This is a genomic window from Carnobacterium iners, assembly GCF_900177385.1.
Taxonomy (GTDB): Bacteria; Bacillota; Bacilli; order Lactobacillales; family Carnobacteriaceae; genus Carnobacterium_A; species Carnobacterium_A iners.
In genome coordinates, this window is sequence record NZ_FXBJ01000002.1 from 470,151 (window position 1) to 485,000 (window position 14,850).

The following is a 14,850-nucleotide window of genomic DNA, read 5'->3' on the forward strand; positions in this document are numbered from 1 at the left end:
TAACTTAGCGTTCTTTCAGGCAACAAAAAAAGTTTCTGATTTTAAAAAATCAAAAACTTTTTCATTATACTATGTACGTACAGCACATGGACAAGCAAACTTAGTGCTGCTTCCTTCCGGATCTGACACGATTCGTAAGTTCTCCATTGCCATACGGCCTTGCGGCATCTCTTATTATAACGCAAAGTTTAATTAAAAGCTAGTCCTTTTTAATCCCCTTAACTCTGGAATCTGTTTTTACTTTTAAACCAATATTCTTAATCTCATGTTTGTATCTATTTTAGGAATTAAGGCTAAACAACTAATGCGTGAATACGCGTACGCTTAAGTAATATAAAAAACTATTGACACAGCTAGCGTACTAACCCTATAATACAAGAGGGAAGTCTTATTCAATAACTTTTTTTGACATTAGTGTACTAACCTGTTAATACACAAAACTTATAGGAGGTAGCTATGAATATCCAATTTAATAAGCGAGATCCAATTTACTTACAAGTTGTCCAATACTTTAAACAAGAAATGGCTATTGCTCACTTAAAGCCTGGTCAAGAAATTCCATCGAGACGAGATCTCGCAAATCAATTAAAAATTAATCCTAATACTGCTCAAAAAGCCTACAAAGAAATGGAAAATAGTGGATTGATTTATACTGAAGGTAATTTGCCCAGTAGAATCACTGAAGACAGTAATGTATTAAAAAATGTTCGCAAAGAATTACTCGACGAAGCTACAGATCATTTTATTGTAGCAATCAAACCTATCCAAGTACCACTAGATGAGCTTGTTGATTTAGTTAAAAAAAAATACATTCAGGCCTCAAAAGATAAGGAGGATTCACATGATTGAAGTTAAAAATATTACTAAAAAGTTCGGTAAGAAGAAGATTTTAAAAGGGTTATCTTTTACTGCTAAAAAGGGAGAAATCACTTGTTTGATTGGAATCAATGGTGCCGGTAAAACGACTGCTTTAAATGCAATCATGAATTTAACTCCTTTAACTAGCGGTGAAATTTTAATAGACGGCAAAAAATTAACTAAAGAAAGTTATCAAACGATTGCATTTATCCCAGATACAATCGCTATGCTTTCACAGATGACGATTAAACAAGCCATGCAATTTATGAAAGATTTTTACACAACTTGGAATCAAGAACGAGCAAATGATTTACTTGATTTTTTTCAATTAACTGAAACAGAAAAAATTACTACTCTTTCAAAAGGTAATACAGCTAAAATTAATTTGATGTTAGGTTTAGCTTTAGATGTTGATTACCTATTAATGGATGAACCTTTTTCAGGAATTGATATTTTTAGCCGCGAACAAATCACAAATGTCTTTACCAGTCACTTGATTGAGGATCGTGGTGTGCTCATCACGACTCATGAAATTAATGATATCGAGCATTTAATTGATAAAGTTATCCTAATAGATGATGGCATCGTAGTGAAAGATTTTAACGCTGAAGAAATGCGTGAGCAAGAAGAAAAATCAATTATTGATGTTATGCGGGAGGTCTATGTAAAATGAAAAACTATCTAAAACTCGTTTACTTTGAACTAAATCGATTTATAAAAATTTATATGGCCTTAATCGTTGTAACTGTTATTTCACAATTTACAGGAGTTTTTTTACAATCACGTAATTATGTCGCTACTGTTAGTCAAACCCTACAACAAGAATCTCTTTCTATAAAAGACTATTTTGCTAGCTATCCTCCATTAACATTCATTAACGTAACCCTTAGTGGCTGGTTTATCATTCCTATTATTTTTAGTGCCGCTGCTTTAGTATTTTATAGCTTTTTTATTTGGTATCGTGATTGGTTTGGAAAAAATGCTTTCATTTATCGTCTCTTGATGCTACCAACAGACCGGATCAATTTATTTTTTTCTAAATTAACCGCTATAATTTTAATGGTATTAGGCTTAGTGGCTACTCAATTAATATTGATTCCATTTGAATCTGCTCTGTTTAATCAGTTGCTACCCGACTATCTGAGATACGATCTTTCAACTCAAACCATTATTTCTTCTTCAGAATATCTATCGGTTTTATTTCCTAATTCATTTATCCAATTTTTAATTCATTACGGATTGGGCTTACTTGTATTAATTGTTTTATTCACAATTATCTTATTTGAAAGAAGTTTTCATCTGAAAGGGCTTGTATTTGGTGGCCTATTCGGTGCAGGAATGCTCATTTTAATGCTTTCTCCTTTTATTATCCAGGCTAAACTAAACCCTCATTACCTTTATCCCATTGAAATCTTTGCCATTGAATTATTCTTAGGACTAACGATTTCTATTTTTTCTATTTGGGTAAGCTATTATTTATTAAATAAAAAAATTACAGTCTAATTAAAGGAGGCCAACAACAGTGAAACGCTATTGGAAACTATCTACATTTATCCTCATTATTATCTTAACTATTGGTATCTTTTATCTTAAACCACTTTTTTCACATAATGAATACCCTGATTTTACTATTAAAACAATAAAAGGAGATTCTACAGAAATAAAAGATTTAACGTTACAAGGTTATTATTCTCCCGATTCTAAATTACAATCAAATTTTAGTACTATGTACTCTGAAAAAACATTCTCTTTAAGTCATGACCAAACTATATATGATGGACAGCAATCCTTTTTTAGCCAACTCTCTTATTTAGATAGTTTTTCTCCACTCAATCGCTTGCAAAAAGAACATAAGCACTTTATCCGCGGAAAAAATTTACAGTTACAAAACTTTTTCGAAGATGATTCTTTTATCGTTTACGTTAATCTTGACCAAGAATATCTTGATAAAAGTTCTGGAAAAAGATTTTTTGATATTAGTCTATTAAATAAAAAAACAGATGAACAGTTATCTTATAAAATCGATCTACCTGAAAAAAAAGACTATCAATATGTTGGTATTCAAAAAATACAAATTATAAATAGCAGTCTTAGTGTTGTTACGAGAAATGAGCTTTCACAAACAAATAACCAAGACTACCAAGAAGAATTACAAGAGTACCATATTTATCAGCTAGATCTTGGCAATCAAAAAGTAGCTACAGATAATTTGATTTCTTTTGAAAAAAATCCATCCTCTAGTGAGTTGACTCGAGTCGAGTTACTATCTGAAACCCAACTAGACCAAACATCCGATGATTTAATTTTCTGCTTATTTCATGATCAACCAATCAATGAACAAGATGAATCAGCGTCTTTAGATTCTCGTTCTAGAATACTTGATTATGAATTAGTTCACTATAAAATTAGTACAAATGAGTCTAAAAAAATCCCTTTACCTAAAGAATTTAGCACGTTAAATTCAGCTGTCATTTCCGATAAAAAAACTCTCTATTCTTATTACTTTATTGATAAGAAACTAACTATATATACTACAACTTTGAGTAAACCAAATGAATCATCCAAGCTAGTAATAGACTTACCTGTTTTGGAAGATTCAATAGAATGGGAAAGTATAAAAAATAATAAACTTTATCTAGTCTCTGCAACGAAAGAATCTCCCTTAAAAAAGAAACTGTCAATCTACCACTTAACTGATGGAGAGCTTATCTATGAAGGTTCTATTGAGCCAACTGCTGATAATACATTGACCAAGAAAAATAATTTAACCTTTGATAATGAATAAACAGACTAAAAAAAGAAGCCAATGGCTTCTTTTTTTAGTCTGTTTATTTAACGATCTCCATTAAAAATAGAGTTTTTTACAACGACATAATTTACTTTGCGAAGTGCTTCAAGATCCTTACCACCTGCATAGGAGATTGAAGATTGTAAGTCTTGCTGCATCTCTAACAAGGTGTTTGAGATATCTCCTTTTGGTGAAACCATAATCTTTTTACCTTCAACGTTTTTATGCTCACCTTTTTGAAATTCAGAAGCACTGCCATAATATTCTTTGTACATTTTTCCATCAATTTCAAGTGCTTCACCTGGAGACTGATCATGCCCTGAAAAAACAGAGCCAATCATCACCATTGTTGCTCCAAAACGAATAGATTTAGCAATATCGCCATTGTGTCGTATCCCGCCATCAGCAATTATCGGTTTACGAGCAGCTGTTGAACACCAACGTAGTGCAGCTAATTGCCATCCGCCTGTTCCAAAGCCTGTTTTCAACTTAGTAATACAAACCTTTCCTGGGCCAATTCCTACTTTTGTAGCATCTGCTCCTGCATTTTCTAATTCACGTACAGCTTCTGGTGTTCCTACATTTCCAGCAATTAAGAAAGTGGTTGGTAGCTGCTTTTTAATATAACGAATCATATTAATGACTAAATCAGAGTGACCATGTGCAATATCAATTGTAATATATTCAGGTATAATTTCTTGTCCAGCTAACTCTTTAATAAAATCATATTCTGTTTCTTTTACCCCAACGCTGATAGAAGCAAATAATCCTCTTTCATGCATGTCGATTATGAATAGTTGACGTTTTTCTTCTTCAAAACGGTGCATCACATAAAAATAGTCATTCTCTGCAAACCAAATGGCTAATCCTTCATCAATTACGGTCTGCATATTCGCTGCAACAACAGGTACTTTAAATGTATGATTGCCTAATGTCACGCTTGTATCGCATTCTGTTCTACTTCGAACAATGCTTTTATTGGGAATCAATTGGATGTCTTCATAATCAAAAACTTTCATTCGCTTGAAAACCTCTTTCTCTTCTTTATTGTCTATTCATTTAAACTATTCTTATTTTTCATGCTCTATAAACGAACATTAGAATCTTTGTATTTTTAAATAGTTCGTCCATTGACTAATTTACCGTATTTTTTTTTATTTGTCAAAGCCTATTCTATTTTTAAAAAATAATTTTCTCTTTCTCCTATTATTAAAATAAAGAGAGAAAGAGAATTAATTAATAATTTTTATTTAAAAAAAGCTCTATTATTCTTAGTATAGTAACTAAAAATAACAGAACTTTTCAACCGGTTAGCCGATGACTGCTTAACCTCTCTAAAGAAACCAATAAATCACTCTTATCTTCTTTTCATAATAAAGATATTACTATTTATTTACTTTTATTCATTTGATCTGGCTCAACGTGAACATCAATGTCAATTATGCCATATGATTCTCTCAATATCCGTTCTACATTTTCTGTGATTTGATGACCTTCAAGTACAGTTAATGTTGCATCAACTAAAATAGTTACATCTACATAGACATTTGCACCATATTTGCGTGCTTTAATATCTTTAACTGAAAGGACATTTGGTAAACTCAGAATACGCTTTTTATATTCACCTAAATCTGTCGTATTAAATCCATCAGATAGCGAGAATGCGCTATCACTAAAAATCTCTATACCTGTCTTAATAATGATAATAGATACAATGATTGCCATCACACCATCCATCCAGATATATCCCAACATTGATCCAATAATAGCAATCGTTGTTCCTAAACTAGTTAGAGCATCGCTTAAGTTATCTTTAGCAACCGCTTTTAATCCATCACTATTTATCTTTTTTGCAAGTTTTAAATTATAAAAATATACACCCATCATAATGATAGCACCCACAAACCCTATGAATCCTGTTATTTTTTCCGGCGGGATATTTCCTCCATCAATTATTCGGTTAAAACTAGAATAAAAGACTTGAATTCCTACAAATAGCATCACAAAAGAAGTGATTAGACTAGCTATTGTTTCTGCTTTCCAATGGCCATAAGGGTGGTCATCATCTGCAGGTCTTCGAGCTAATTTCAATCCAACTAAAACAGCTAAGGAAGAGAAAACATCGGTTAAATTATTTAGTCCATCTGCTCTTAATGCAGCAGATTGGTAAGTAACCCCAACAAATATTTTAATTAAAGAGAGGAAAATATATGCTACAATACTTACTATTGCTCCTTTTTCAGCTCTTTTTAATTCTTCGTAACGATCTTGCATGTCAAATCTCCCCTCTTTAACTTGTTTAATAAGTATATTTAGATTTTATCCTTAAATACAACTTCTAAACAGTCTTCTATTTTATACTCCATACAAAAGAAAAATAACCGTTTCTTTTGCTTTCATTATGTAAAAATACAGTTTAAAACATGAATTATATTCTATCACCATAACCGTTTTGGTACAAGATAAGTTTAATTTTTAAAATCAGTTAAAACTAATGTAGCTAAACAGCTATCTTGTTTTTATGTTAAAATAATAACAGTTTACTATATTCTATAGAATGGAGTGTTCCTCATGAAAGTTGGATTTATTGGTATAGGAAATATGGCTAACGCTATTATTAAAGGTATGATTGAAAAAAAATATATGAATAGCGAAGAAATTTACATCTCTAGCCGAACAAAAGAAAAATTAACTGATTTCGCATCCGAAACAAAAACGACTATTTGCTCTTCAAATGAAGAATTAATTGCTAGCGTAGATATTGTCGTTTTAGCGGTTAAGCCAAATGTGCTTGCAGAAATACTGCCTGATTTAAGCTCAGCAATTAAAAAGTATCAGCCTTTATTGGTTTCAATTGCTGCTGGAACATCACTTAAAAAATTATCTCATCTAATCGGAATAAACTCTACTAATCCTATTATCCGAGTCATGCCAAACTTAAATTCTGTTATCGGCGAAGGCATGACTGCTATTTGCGGGAATACTTTTTCATCCATTGAACAAATTCAGTATATAATAGGTATGTTTAAATCTATTGGTGAAGCTATTGAGTTAGAGGAAAAAGATTTTAGTACATTCATTGCTATTGCAGGTAGTTCGCCAGCATATACTTTTCTCTTCATTGATTCACTAGCTCGTGGAGCTGTTAAGAACGGTATGCCTAAAAAACTAGCTACAAAAATTGCGGCGCAAGCTGTTTTAGGTAGTGCAAAGTTAGTGCTAGAAAGTGATCAATCTCCTTGGAACTTAATAGATCAAGTTTCTTCACCTGGTGGTACAACCGTTGCAGGAATTGTTGCTTTGGAGAATGAAGGATTTATTTCGACTGTTATTAAGGGTGTTGATGCTACTATTGCAAAAGATCGAGAATTATTAAACGACTAAATTCTTTTTCAAACTTTCTTTATCTTATTATCGTTCATCTAATTTTTTTTGTTCAGCTTTTTCAGTTTTTTTACGTTTACGCAACTCTCTAAAAAAATAAGTTAATAATTCGCTACATTCATACTCGAGAATGCCTTTTTCTATCATAACTTGGTGGTTAAAGCGACTATCGGTTAACAAGTTCATTAAGGTACCAGCTGTTCCACCTTTAGGATCTGCTGCTCCATAATACAATTCTTTGACACGTGACAAAATCATTGCACCGCTACACATTGGACAGGGCTCTAATGTGACAAATAATTGTGCATCTTCTAAACGCCAGTTTTTAAGCGTCTCGTTTGCTTCTTTAATAGCAAACATTTCAGCGTGCGCTGTTGCATCAAGACTTTCTTCTCGACCATTATGACCACGGCCTATAATAAGGCCATTGAGAACAATAACGGCTCCAATTGGTACTTCTAATTTATTTCTAGCTTTTTTAGCTTCTTTAATCGCTTCACCCATAAAGTATTCTTTTTCTTTCATTGTTAACATAAGTTCAGTCCTTCTTAATTTATTAATGTTATCCTATCATAAATCAACACTAGATTTGAGCAGAAATATCAAAAAAAGAAGTTGTTATAAAAGAATCATTCCTATTTATTTGAAAAGAGGTATTATTTTGGAATTCAATGAGATTAAATCAATCTATTCAGATGCTCAGTTAACTGACCTACCTTTAGAAAATACTAACTTTATTTCTTTTCCATTCAAAAATAAATGGATTCATTTTGAAAAATCAACTAAAACATCCTCTGAAATTGAATTATTGAACCTTTTATTTGTTTCAAAAAAAACTAATCTTTCTTCAGTTGCTTTAAAATGGCAAAACTACTTAATAAATGGAGTTGAGCCTTCCCCTCCAACTTTAGATAGTGAATTTCGTATTATCCAATTTATCATTTTAAAAAAGGACTCTTATTTTGAAAAAAAAACTTGGCTTAGTGCATTCAAAAGTATTTTTAGTAACAGTAAAGAAGCTTTTTTTACCAACGAAACTTCTGGATTACTGATTCAAAAAAAGTCTGACGAAAAGTTAACTTTCGCTGAACTTTCGGGTATCATTCAAACACTTGATGATGATTTTTCAATTAAAACTATTTGCTATATTGGTCAATTCTGGCCAATAAATAAAGAATTCAAATCTATTTTTGAAGAAGAACAATTTATTTTCGAAAAACAAAAAAATAAAGGAAAATCCTTACTTTCTTTACCTATTGTTGCTTTGCATCATTATACGTCTGAATCCTTAGATAAAAGTATCCTCATGCCTATTCTTAAAAAGAAATACACAACTCAACCTGAGTTAAAAGAACTCATTCTAGCTATGTGGCATAGTCAAGGGAATATCAGTTTAGCCGCTAAATCATTGTACGTTCACCGAAATACCTTACAATATCGAATAGAACGGTTTTGTGATACGAGTGGGTTATCTTTACGCAATATGGATGATTTATTACTTTGCTATCTATTAGTTTTTTAAGAAATAACACTTTGTTGCATAATTCAGCTTGTTCTTTTAATAAACAAATGATGTAAAATTAAATAAGCTCCTACCTATTCGTGAATAAGTAGGAGCTTATTTAATTTTTAAATTTTTTTATCCTTTTACTTTGTCTTTCACTTCTTCTACAAAATCTTCTGCTTTTTCTGTTGCTTTTTCTTTTTTATCCACAAACATCTCTTTAAATTCATTCGTTGCCTCTTTTAGATGATTTGTATAGCTCCCAACTTGCCCTTTTAAATCACTGACTTTATCAACAACTTTTAATAAATTTATAACTTCTTCATCAGATAATTTTTCAACAACATCTAAAGCTTTTTCATTACCCTTTAATGTATCTTTAACAAAATTTTTCGCTTTTTGCCGATTAATATAGGCCTCTACTTTAGCCATATTTCTATCAGATGTAGATAAGATAACGGCTCCTATCGCTAATGTAGCGCCTAAACCGACTAGTAAATTACGTGCACTTCTTTTCATAAAATATACATCTCCCTTACTCTATCTATGATTTAAGCATAGCAGAAAAAAAGAAAAAATACGAATAATATGAATAAAAAATACCTAGCATCTGAGAATGATACTAGGTATTTGGGTTCTATATAATTTATTTTAAAAACTATTTTTAAGATTTTATTGAATCAGAAGATATTTCAATCTTTTTTGTTCTATCCTTTACAGTAACTTTAATTTTTCCTTTTGAAGCCCCAAGAGTAACCTGATCTCCAACTTTAATTACTCCACTCAATAGTTCTTCACTCAAGCGATCTTCAATTTCTTTTTGAATCGCACGACGCAAAGGTCGAGCACCGTACTCTGGATCAAATCCTGCTTTAGATATGACGTCTATAGCTGCTTGGGTTATTTTAACATGAATATCCATTTCTTCTAAACGCTTAATAATTGATTGTGCTAATAATTTAACAATCTTATTTAGCTCAGCTTTTTCAAGCGCATGAAACACAATGATTTCATCTAATCGATTGATAAACTCTGGCCTAAAGGTTGTTTTTAATTCTTCTTTAATCCTTTTTTCCATCATATTATGGTCTTTCTTCTTATCTTTTGTACTAAACCCAACTAATTTTTCATCTCTCAAAGACGTTGCTCCGAGATTTGAAGTCATAATCATAACGGTATTCTTAAAGTCTACTTTACGACCTTTTGAATCAGTCAAATGACCGTCATCTAATACTTGTAACAGAATGTTAAAGACATCTGGATGGGCTTTTTCAACTTCATCAAATAAGATAACTGAATAAGGTTTTTGCCTTACTTTTTCAGTTAGTTGTCCACCTTCATCATAACCAACATAACCCGGAGGAGAGCCAATTAAACGACTTGTACTATATTTTTCCATAAATTCAGACATATCTACTCTAATCAATGCTTCTTCACTACCAAACATAGCATCGGCTAGTGTTTTTGCTAATTCTGTTTTCCCTACTCCTGTTGGTCCTAAAAACATAAATGAACCGATTGGTTTATTAGGATCTTTTAATCCGCTTCTAGATCTTCTGATAGCCCTAGCTACTGCACTAACGGCTTCTTCTTGTCCTATTAAGCGTTTATGCAAAATATTTTCTAATTTTAACAGAAGACCTGATTCTTTTTGGTCCATTTGTTTCACTGGTATACCTGTCCATAAGGAAACGACTTCTGCAATATCATTTTCTTCTACTTTTAAATTAACTGAATTTGGACCAGGATGCTTAATTTTTTCCAAAATCCCTTCAATTTCTGTTCTTTGCTGCATTTCACTTGTTCGTAACTTAGCTGCTTTTTCAAAATCTTGCAACTGAATAGCTACTTCTTTCTCCTCAATCAATGTTTCTAGCTGTTTAAGTGCAGTCACCATCGGTGAAGGTTTATTAGAAGAGTCTAATCGCACTTTTGAAGCTGACTCATCGATTAGATCAATCGCTTTATCAGGAAGTTGTCTAGCAGTTATATAACGAGAAGACAATTGGACAGCTGCATGGATAGCTTCATCAGTAATTTCAACACCGTGGTGATCTTCGTAGCGCGAACGTAAACCTAATAAAATATCTTCCGTCTCTTCAAGAGAAGGTTGTTCAACACGAATAGGTGAGAAACGTCTTTCTAAAGCTGCATCTTTTTCAATATATTTTTGGTATTCATCTAGCGTAGTAGCACCTATAGTTTGTAATTCTCCACGAGCTAAAGCGGGTTTCAGTATATTAGAAGCGTCTATTGCGCCTTCAGCACCACCTGCTCCAATTAGTGTATGCAACTCATCAATAAACAGTATAACGTTTCCGTCTTGATAAATTTCATCAATAATTTTTTTCATTCGTTCTTCGAATTCTCCACGGTACTTTGTGCCTGCGACTAAAGAACCCATATCGAGCATCATTAGCCGTTTACCGATTAATGTATGCGGAACTTCTCTAGCAGCAATTTTCTGTGCTAACCCCTCTGCTATAGCAGTTTTACCTACTCCCGCTTCACCAATCAAAACCGGATTATTTTTAGTACGTCGACTTAACACCTGGATGACTCTTTTTATTTCTATTTGTCGTCCAATAATCGGATCAATTTTTTTAGCTCTAGCACTTGCTGTTAAATCTCTTGCTAAAGCATCAAGTGTCGGAGTACCTATCGTTTGTTTAATAACAGACTTAGAACGTTTTGTCTTACTATTTTTTTCATCTATAACGCCTATTTTTTTTAGTAATATTTGACGTATTTTATTTAAGTTAATATCTAGATTTGTTAAAATTTTAGAAGACAATACATCCTCTTCACGCAACAAGCCAAGTAATAAATGTTCTGTTCCTACTAGGGAGGATCCCATACGCCTAGCTTCATCTGTGGCTAATGTTATCGCTTGTTTAGCCCGGGGTGAATAAGGAAGAACAATGCTCTTTGAATCATATTTCATTGTTCCATAACCGGTAAAATGTGCTGCTTCTTCTCGTATTTCTTTTTCAGTTATTGAAAATTCACGAAGTGTTTTACCTGCTATTCCTTCTTGCTCAACCACAAGAGCTAACAAAATATGTTCCGTACCTATCGAACGATGACGAAACTCTTTAGCTTCCTCTTGAGCCAACATTAAGACGTCTTTTGCTTTTTCTGAGAATAATTCATTCATAATATTACCTCCATTCTTTACAATTGCTCGTATCTTAAGTTATTCAAAAAAGCCGTCACTATTCTTGCCCGTAATTCATTTTCTTTCTTACAGTCTTCTAAAGATAAAACTGACTTTTCCATTGCTGAAAGCATTAGGCTAGCTTCTCGTTTAGCAATCATACTATCTTGGTAAAGTGTTTCTACAATTGAATAGGCATTTCTTTGTGATATTTCACTACCTATTACATCAATCATCATATCCAACATATCTGCTTCGTCGAGTAATTTGACTTTGATTATTCGTATATATCCGCCACCACCACGTTTACTTTCCACTAAATAGCCTTGTTGAACAGTAAATCGTGTATTGATTACATAATTAATTTGAGAAGGGACACAATTAAATCGGTCTGCCATTTCACTACGTCTAATTTCGACTTGCTCATCTGTCCCAAGTACTTTTTTCAAATAAGCTTCAATGATATCCGACATATTCTGATTGTTCATGTGTGACTTGTTACTAAAACAATGAGGTTGTATGGTATGTGTATATTACCTGTTCTTACCATACATTGCAACGGTGCTCTTTCAGTAACACTCCTTTTCTTTTCGTCTCAACACCAGACTTTGTTATTTATTTTTTCGTTAAAAAATAAATATTTAAAATATTAACTAAGTTTTGACTAATACTGACTTTAATTATACGAGAAAATAATGGATTTGAAAAGCAACTCTTCTTATATTAAGTTAAAAACAGACTATTTTAATTAGAATAGTCATAATAGTCATTAATTTTAGGTTGTACCACCACTTAATTTTGATTCTTTTAGATAATACAAAAAAACCACTCAAAGTAAGTGGTTTTCCATATTATCGGGAAGACAGGATTCGAACCTGCGACCCCTTGGTCCCAAACCAAGTGCTCTACCAAGCTGAGCTACTTCCCGTGATTATCTTATAAAATTTAAAAAATGCACCCAAGAGGAGTCGAACCTCTAACCGCCTGATTCGTAGTCAGGTACTCTATCCAATTGAGCTATGGGTGCAACATATGGTGCCGAGGGCCGGAATCGAACCGGCACGATGATCACTCACCGCAGGATTTTAAGTCCTGTGCGTCTACCTGTTCCGCCACCCCGGCATTTTGAACAAGTTACGATTGTTACATCGCTTACTAGATGACCTAGTAAGCGGAAGACGGGGTTCGAACCCGCGACCTCCACCTTGGCAAGGTGGCGTTCTACCACTGAACTACTTCCGCTAATGGTGCCGGCTAAAGGAGTTGAACCCTCGACCCTCTGATTACAAATCAGATGCTCTACCAACTGAGCTAAGCCGGCTTGAAAATATGGTGCGGGTGAAGGGACTTGAACCCCCACGTCTTTCGACGCTAGATCCTAAATCTAGTGCGTCTGCCAATTCCGCCACACCCGCTAAAATATGGCATAACTAGTCATTTTAATGAATAGTTATGAGTCATGCAGGATTCGAACCTGCGACCCTCTGATTAAAAGTCAGATGCTCTACCAACTGAGCTAATGACTCATGGTGGAGGTTGACGGGATCGAACCGCCGACCCTCTGCTTGTAAGGCAGATGCTCTCCCAGCTGAGCTAAACCTCCATATGAGAAAAAAACTATTAGATGCGCGGCAGCGTCCTACTCTCACAAAGGGAAACCCTTCACTACCATCGGCGCTAAGAAGCTTAACTACTGTGTTCGGCATGGGAACAGGTGTGACCTTCTTGCCATCGCCACCACACATCTTTTAGCTATAAGAGAACGTTGTTCTCTCAAAACTGGGTAGTGTTTAACTATAAGACAATAAAACCGTTTCTTCATCGTTTAAAAATGGTTAAGTCCTCGACCGATTAGTATTGGTCCGCTCCATACATCGCTGTACTTCCACTTCCAACCTATCTACCTGATCATCTCTCAGGGGTCTTACTCACTTACGTGATGGGAAATCTCATCTTGAGGGGGGCTTCACGCTTAGATGCTTTCAGCGTTTATCCCGTCCACACATAGCTACCCAGCGATGCTCTTGGCAGAACAACTGGTACACCAGCGGTGTGTCCATCCCGGTCCTCTCGTACTAAGGACAGCTCCTCTCAAATTTCCTGCGCCCGCGACGGATAGGGACCGAACTGTCTCACGACGTTCTGAACCCAGCTCGCGTACCGCTTTAATGGGCGAACAGCCCAACCCTTGGGACCGACTACAGCCCCAGGATGCGATGAGCCGACATCGAGGTGCCAAACCTCCCCGTCGATGTGGACTCTTGGGGGAGATAAGCCTGTTATCCCCAGGGTAGCTTTTATCCGTTGAGCGATGGCCCTTCCATACGGAACCACCGGATCACTAAGCCCGACTTTCGTCCCTGCTCGACTTGTAGGTCTCGCAGTCAAGCTCCCTTCTGCCTTTACACTCTACGAATGATTTCCAACCATTCTGAGGGAACCTTTGGGCGCCTCCGTTACACTTTAGGAGGCGACCGCCCCAGTCAAACTGCCCGTCAGACACTGTCTCCCAGCCAGATTATGGCTGAGGGTTAGAGTGGTCATACAGCAAGGGTAGTATCCCACCATTGCCTCCACCAAGACTAGCGTCCTGGCTTCATAGGCTCCTACCTATCCTGTACAAGCTGTACAAACACTCAATATCAAACTGCAGTAAAGCTCCATGGGGTCTTTCCGTCCTGTCGCGGGTAACCTGCATCTTCACAGGTACTATAATTTCACCGAGTCTCTCGTTGAGACAGTGCCCAAATCATTACGCCTTTCGTGCGGGTCGGAACTTACCCGACAAGGAATTTCGCTACCTTAGGACCGTTATAGTTACGGCCGCCGTTTACTGGGGCTTCAATTCTGAGCTTCGCTCGAGAGCTAACCCATCCTCTTAACCTTCCAGCACCGGGCAGGCGTCAGCCCCTATACGTCATCTTTCGATTTAGCAGAGACCTGTGTTTTTGATAAACAGTTGCTTGGGCCTATTCACTGCGGCTGACCAAATGGTCAGCACCCCTTCTCCCGAAGTTACGGGGTCATTTTGCCGAGTTCCTTAACGAGAGTTCGCTCGCACACCTTAGGATTCTCTCCTCGACTACCTGTGTCGGTTTGCGGTACGGGCAGATTGTTTCTAACTAGAAGCTTTTCTTGACAGTGTGACATCGGGAACTT

General features: G+C 35.1%; 12 protein-coding genes, 8 tRNA genes, 2 rRNA genes and 1 other RNA gene (1 of these 23 cut by a window edge). 6 read left to right on the top strand and 17 right to left on the bottom strand.

The genetic code is table 11. The annotated features are described in order from the left end of the window. Positions 1-71 precede the first annotated feature (71 nt). Positions 72-158, bottom strand: an RNA gene (ffs, locus tag B9Y54_RS02475) — signal recognition particle sRNA small type. Positions 159-456: 298 nt separating this feature from the next. Between ffs and B9Y54_RS02480 the strand changes: the two genes are divergently transcribed. The 4 genes from B9Y54_RS02480 to B9Y54_RS02495 are packed head-to-tail and all read left to right on the top strand — an operon-like array spanning position 457 to position 3,643. Beyond that, positions 457-849 carry a GntR family transcriptional regulator gene (locus B9Y54_RS02480; RefSeq protein WP_085558823.1) on the top strand — a complete coding sequence of 131 codons (393 nt, stop codon included), beginning with the start codon at positions 457-459 and terminating at the stop codon, positions 847-849. Beyond that, positions 842-1,531 carry an ATP-binding cassette domain-containing protein gene (locus tag B9Y54_RS02485; protein WP_085558824.1) on the top strand — a complete coding sequence of 230 codons (690 nt, stop codon included), beginning with the start codon at positions 842-844 and terminating at the stop codon, positions 1,529-1,531. Before B9Y54_RS02480 ends, B9Y54_RS02485 begins: the two co-directional genes overlap by 8 nt. After that, entirely contained in the window at positions 1,528-2,361 is an 834-nt protein-coding gene (locus tag B9Y54_RS02490) for a hypothetical protein (protein ID WP_085558825.1), read from the top strand. Before B9Y54_RS02485 ends, B9Y54_RS02490 begins: the two co-directional genes overlap by 4 nt. Positions 2,362-2,380: 19 nt before the next feature. Continuing rightward, positions 2,381-3,643 carry a hypothetical protein gene (locus B9Y54_RS02495; RefSeq protein WP_085558826.1) on the top strand — a complete coding sequence of 421 codons (1,263 nt, stop codon included), beginning with the start codon at positions 2,381-2,383 and terminating at the stop codon, positions 3,641-3,643. Between the two features lie 47 nt (positions 3,644-3,690). Here the strand turns inward: B9Y54_RS02495 and guaC are convergent, their stop codons facing one another. After that, on the bottom strand, positions 3,691-4,665 hold the full coding sequence (guaC, locus tag B9Y54_RS02500) for a GMP reductase (RefSeq protein ID WP_085558827.1): 975 nt from the start codon (positions 4,663-4,665) through the stop codon (positions 3,691-3,693). A 370-nt stretch (positions 4,666-5,035) separates the two neighbouring features. Further along, positions 5,036-5,920: a cation diffusion facilitator family transporter gene (locus tag B9Y54_RS02505; protein WP_085558828.1), complete on the bottom strand. Its 885-nt coding sequence runs from the start codon at positions 5,918-5,920 to the stop codon at positions 5,036-5,038. 297 nt (positions 5,921-6,217) lie between these two features. Here B9Y54_RS02505 and proC point away from each other — a divergent pair, with 297 nt between their 5' ends. Further along, positions 6,218-7,030, top strand: a complete 813-nt coding sequence (proC, locus tag B9Y54_RS02510; protein WP_085558829.1) for a pyrroline-5-carboxylate reductase — start codon at positions 6,218-6,220, stop codon at positions 7,028-7,030. A gap of 27 nt (positions 7,031-7,057) precedes the next feature. On the opposite strand, the gene tadA is transcribed toward proC, so the two are convergent. Next, complete coding sequence (tadA, locus tag B9Y54_RS02515) at positions 7,058-7,564, bottom strand: tRNA adenosine(34) deaminase TadA (RefSeq protein WP_085558830.1); 507 nt, start codon at positions 7,562-7,564, stop codon at positions 7,058-7,060. Positions 7,565-7,691: 127 nt separating this feature from the next. Here tadA and B9Y54_RS02520 point away from each other — a divergent pair, with 127 nt between their 5' ends. Continuing rightward, a complete protein-coding gene (locus B9Y54_RS02520; RefSeq protein ID WP_085558831.1) occupies positions 7,692-8,552 on the top strand; it encodes a helix-turn-helix domain-containing protein in 861 nt (286 codons plus the stop codon). A 117-nt stretch (positions 8,553-8,669) separates the two neighbouring features. Here the strand turns inward: B9Y54_RS02520 and B9Y54_RS02525 are convergent, their stop codons facing one another. The 13 genes from B9Y54_RS02525 to B9Y54_RS02585 form a co-directional block, all read right to left on the bottom strand. Further along, positions 8,670-9,053: a hypothetical protein gene (locus tag B9Y54_RS02525; protein WP_085558832.1), complete on the bottom strand. Its 384-nt coding sequence runs from the start codon at positions 9,051-9,053 to the stop codon at positions 8,670-8,672. A gap of 145 nt (positions 9,054-9,198) precedes the next feature. Further along, on the bottom strand, positions 9,199-11,691 hold the full coding sequence (locus tag B9Y54_RS02530) for an ATP-dependent Clp protease ATP-binding subunit (RefSeq protein WP_085558833.1): 2,493 nt from the start codon (positions 11,689-11,691) through the stop codon (positions 9,199-9,201). A 17-nt stretch (positions 11,692-11,708) separates the two neighbouring features. Then, the gene (locus tag B9Y54_RS02535) at positions 11,709-12,179 is read right to left on the bottom strand and encodes a CtsR family transcriptional regulator (protein WP_085558834.1); all 471 of its coding nucleotides are present in this window, start codon (positions 12,177-12,179) and stop codon (positions 11,709-11,711) included. A gap of 366 nt (positions 12,180-12,545) precedes the next feature. Next, a tRNA-Pro gene (locus B9Y54_RS02540) sits at positions 12,546-12,619 on the bottom strand. A 25-nt stretch (positions 12,620-12,644) separates the two neighbouring features. After that, positions 12,645-12,718 (bottom strand) — tRNA-Arg (locus B9Y54_RS02545). A 6-nt stretch (positions 12,719-12,724) separates the two neighbouring features. Beyond that, positions 12,725-12,813, bottom strand: a tRNA-Leu gene (locus tag B9Y54_RS02550). 48 nt (positions 12,814-12,861) lie between these two features. Next, positions 12,862-12,933 (bottom strand) — tRNA-Gly (locus B9Y54_RS02555). 3 nt (positions 12,934-12,936) lie between these two features. After that, positions 12,937-13,012, bottom strand: a tRNA-Thr gene (locus B9Y54_RS02560). A gap of 9 nt (positions 13,013-13,021) precedes the next feature. Next, a tRNA-Leu gene (locus B9Y54_RS02565) sits at positions 13,022-13,106 on the bottom strand. A 38-nt stretch (positions 13,107-13,144) separates the two neighbouring features. Continuing rightward, positions 13,145-13,217, bottom strand: a tRNA-Lys gene (locus tag B9Y54_RS02570). Between the two features lies 1 nt (position 13,218). After that, positions 13,219-13,294: transfer RNA gene (locus B9Y54_RS02575), tRNA-Val, on the bottom strand. Between the two features lie 23 nt (positions 13,295-13,317). Beyond that, positions 13,318-13,433: ribosomal RNA gene (gene rrf / locus B9Y54_RS02580) — 5S ribosomal RNA — on the bottom strand. An 89-nt stretch (positions 13,434-13,522) separates the two neighbouring features. Then, a 23S ribosomal RNA gene (locus B9Y54_RS02585) occupies positions 13,523-14,850 on the bottom strand (it continues 1,593 nt past the right edge of the window).

Bases quoted from the DNA above. Each gene is read 5' to 3' on its own strand.
- B9Y54_RS02480 (WP_085558823.1), top strand. From the start codon at position 457: ATGAATATCCAATTTAATAAGCGAGATCCAATTTACTTACAAGTTGTC.
- B9Y54_RS02485 (WP_085558824.1), top strand. From the start codon at position 842: ATGATTGAAGTTAAAAATATTACTAAAAAGTTCGGTAAGAAGAAGATT.
- B9Y54_RS02490 (WP_085558825.1), top strand. From the start codon at position 1,528: ATGAAAAACTATCTAAAACTCGTTTACTTTGAACTAAATCGATTTATA.
- guaC (WP_085558827.1), bottom strand. From the start codon at position 4,665: ATGAAAGTTTTTGATTATGAAGACATCCAATTGATTCCCAATAAAAGC.
- B9Y54_RS02505 (WP_085558828.1), bottom strand. From the start codon at position 5,920: ATGCAAGATCGTTACGAAGAATTAAAAAGAGCTGAAAAAGGAGCAATA.
- proC (WP_085558829.1), top strand. From the start codon at position 6,218: ATGAAAGTTGGATTTATTGGTATAGGAAATATGGCTAACGCTATTATT.
- tadA (WP_085558830.1), bottom strand. From the start codon at position 7,564: ATGTTAACAATGAAAGAAAAAGAATACTTTATGGGTGAAGCGATTAAA.
- B9Y54_RS02525 (WP_085558832.1), bottom strand. From the start codon at position 9,053: ATGAAAAGAAGTGCACGTAATTTACTAGTCGGTTTAGGCGCTACATTA.
- B9Y54_RS02530 (WP_085558833.1), bottom strand. From the start codon at position 11,691: ATGAATGAATTATTCTCAGAAAAAGCAAAAGACGTCTTAATGTTGGCT.
- B9Y54_RS02535 (WP_085558834.1), bottom strand. From the start codon at position 12,179: ATGAACAATCAGAATATGTCGGATATCATTGAAGCTTATTTGAAAAAA.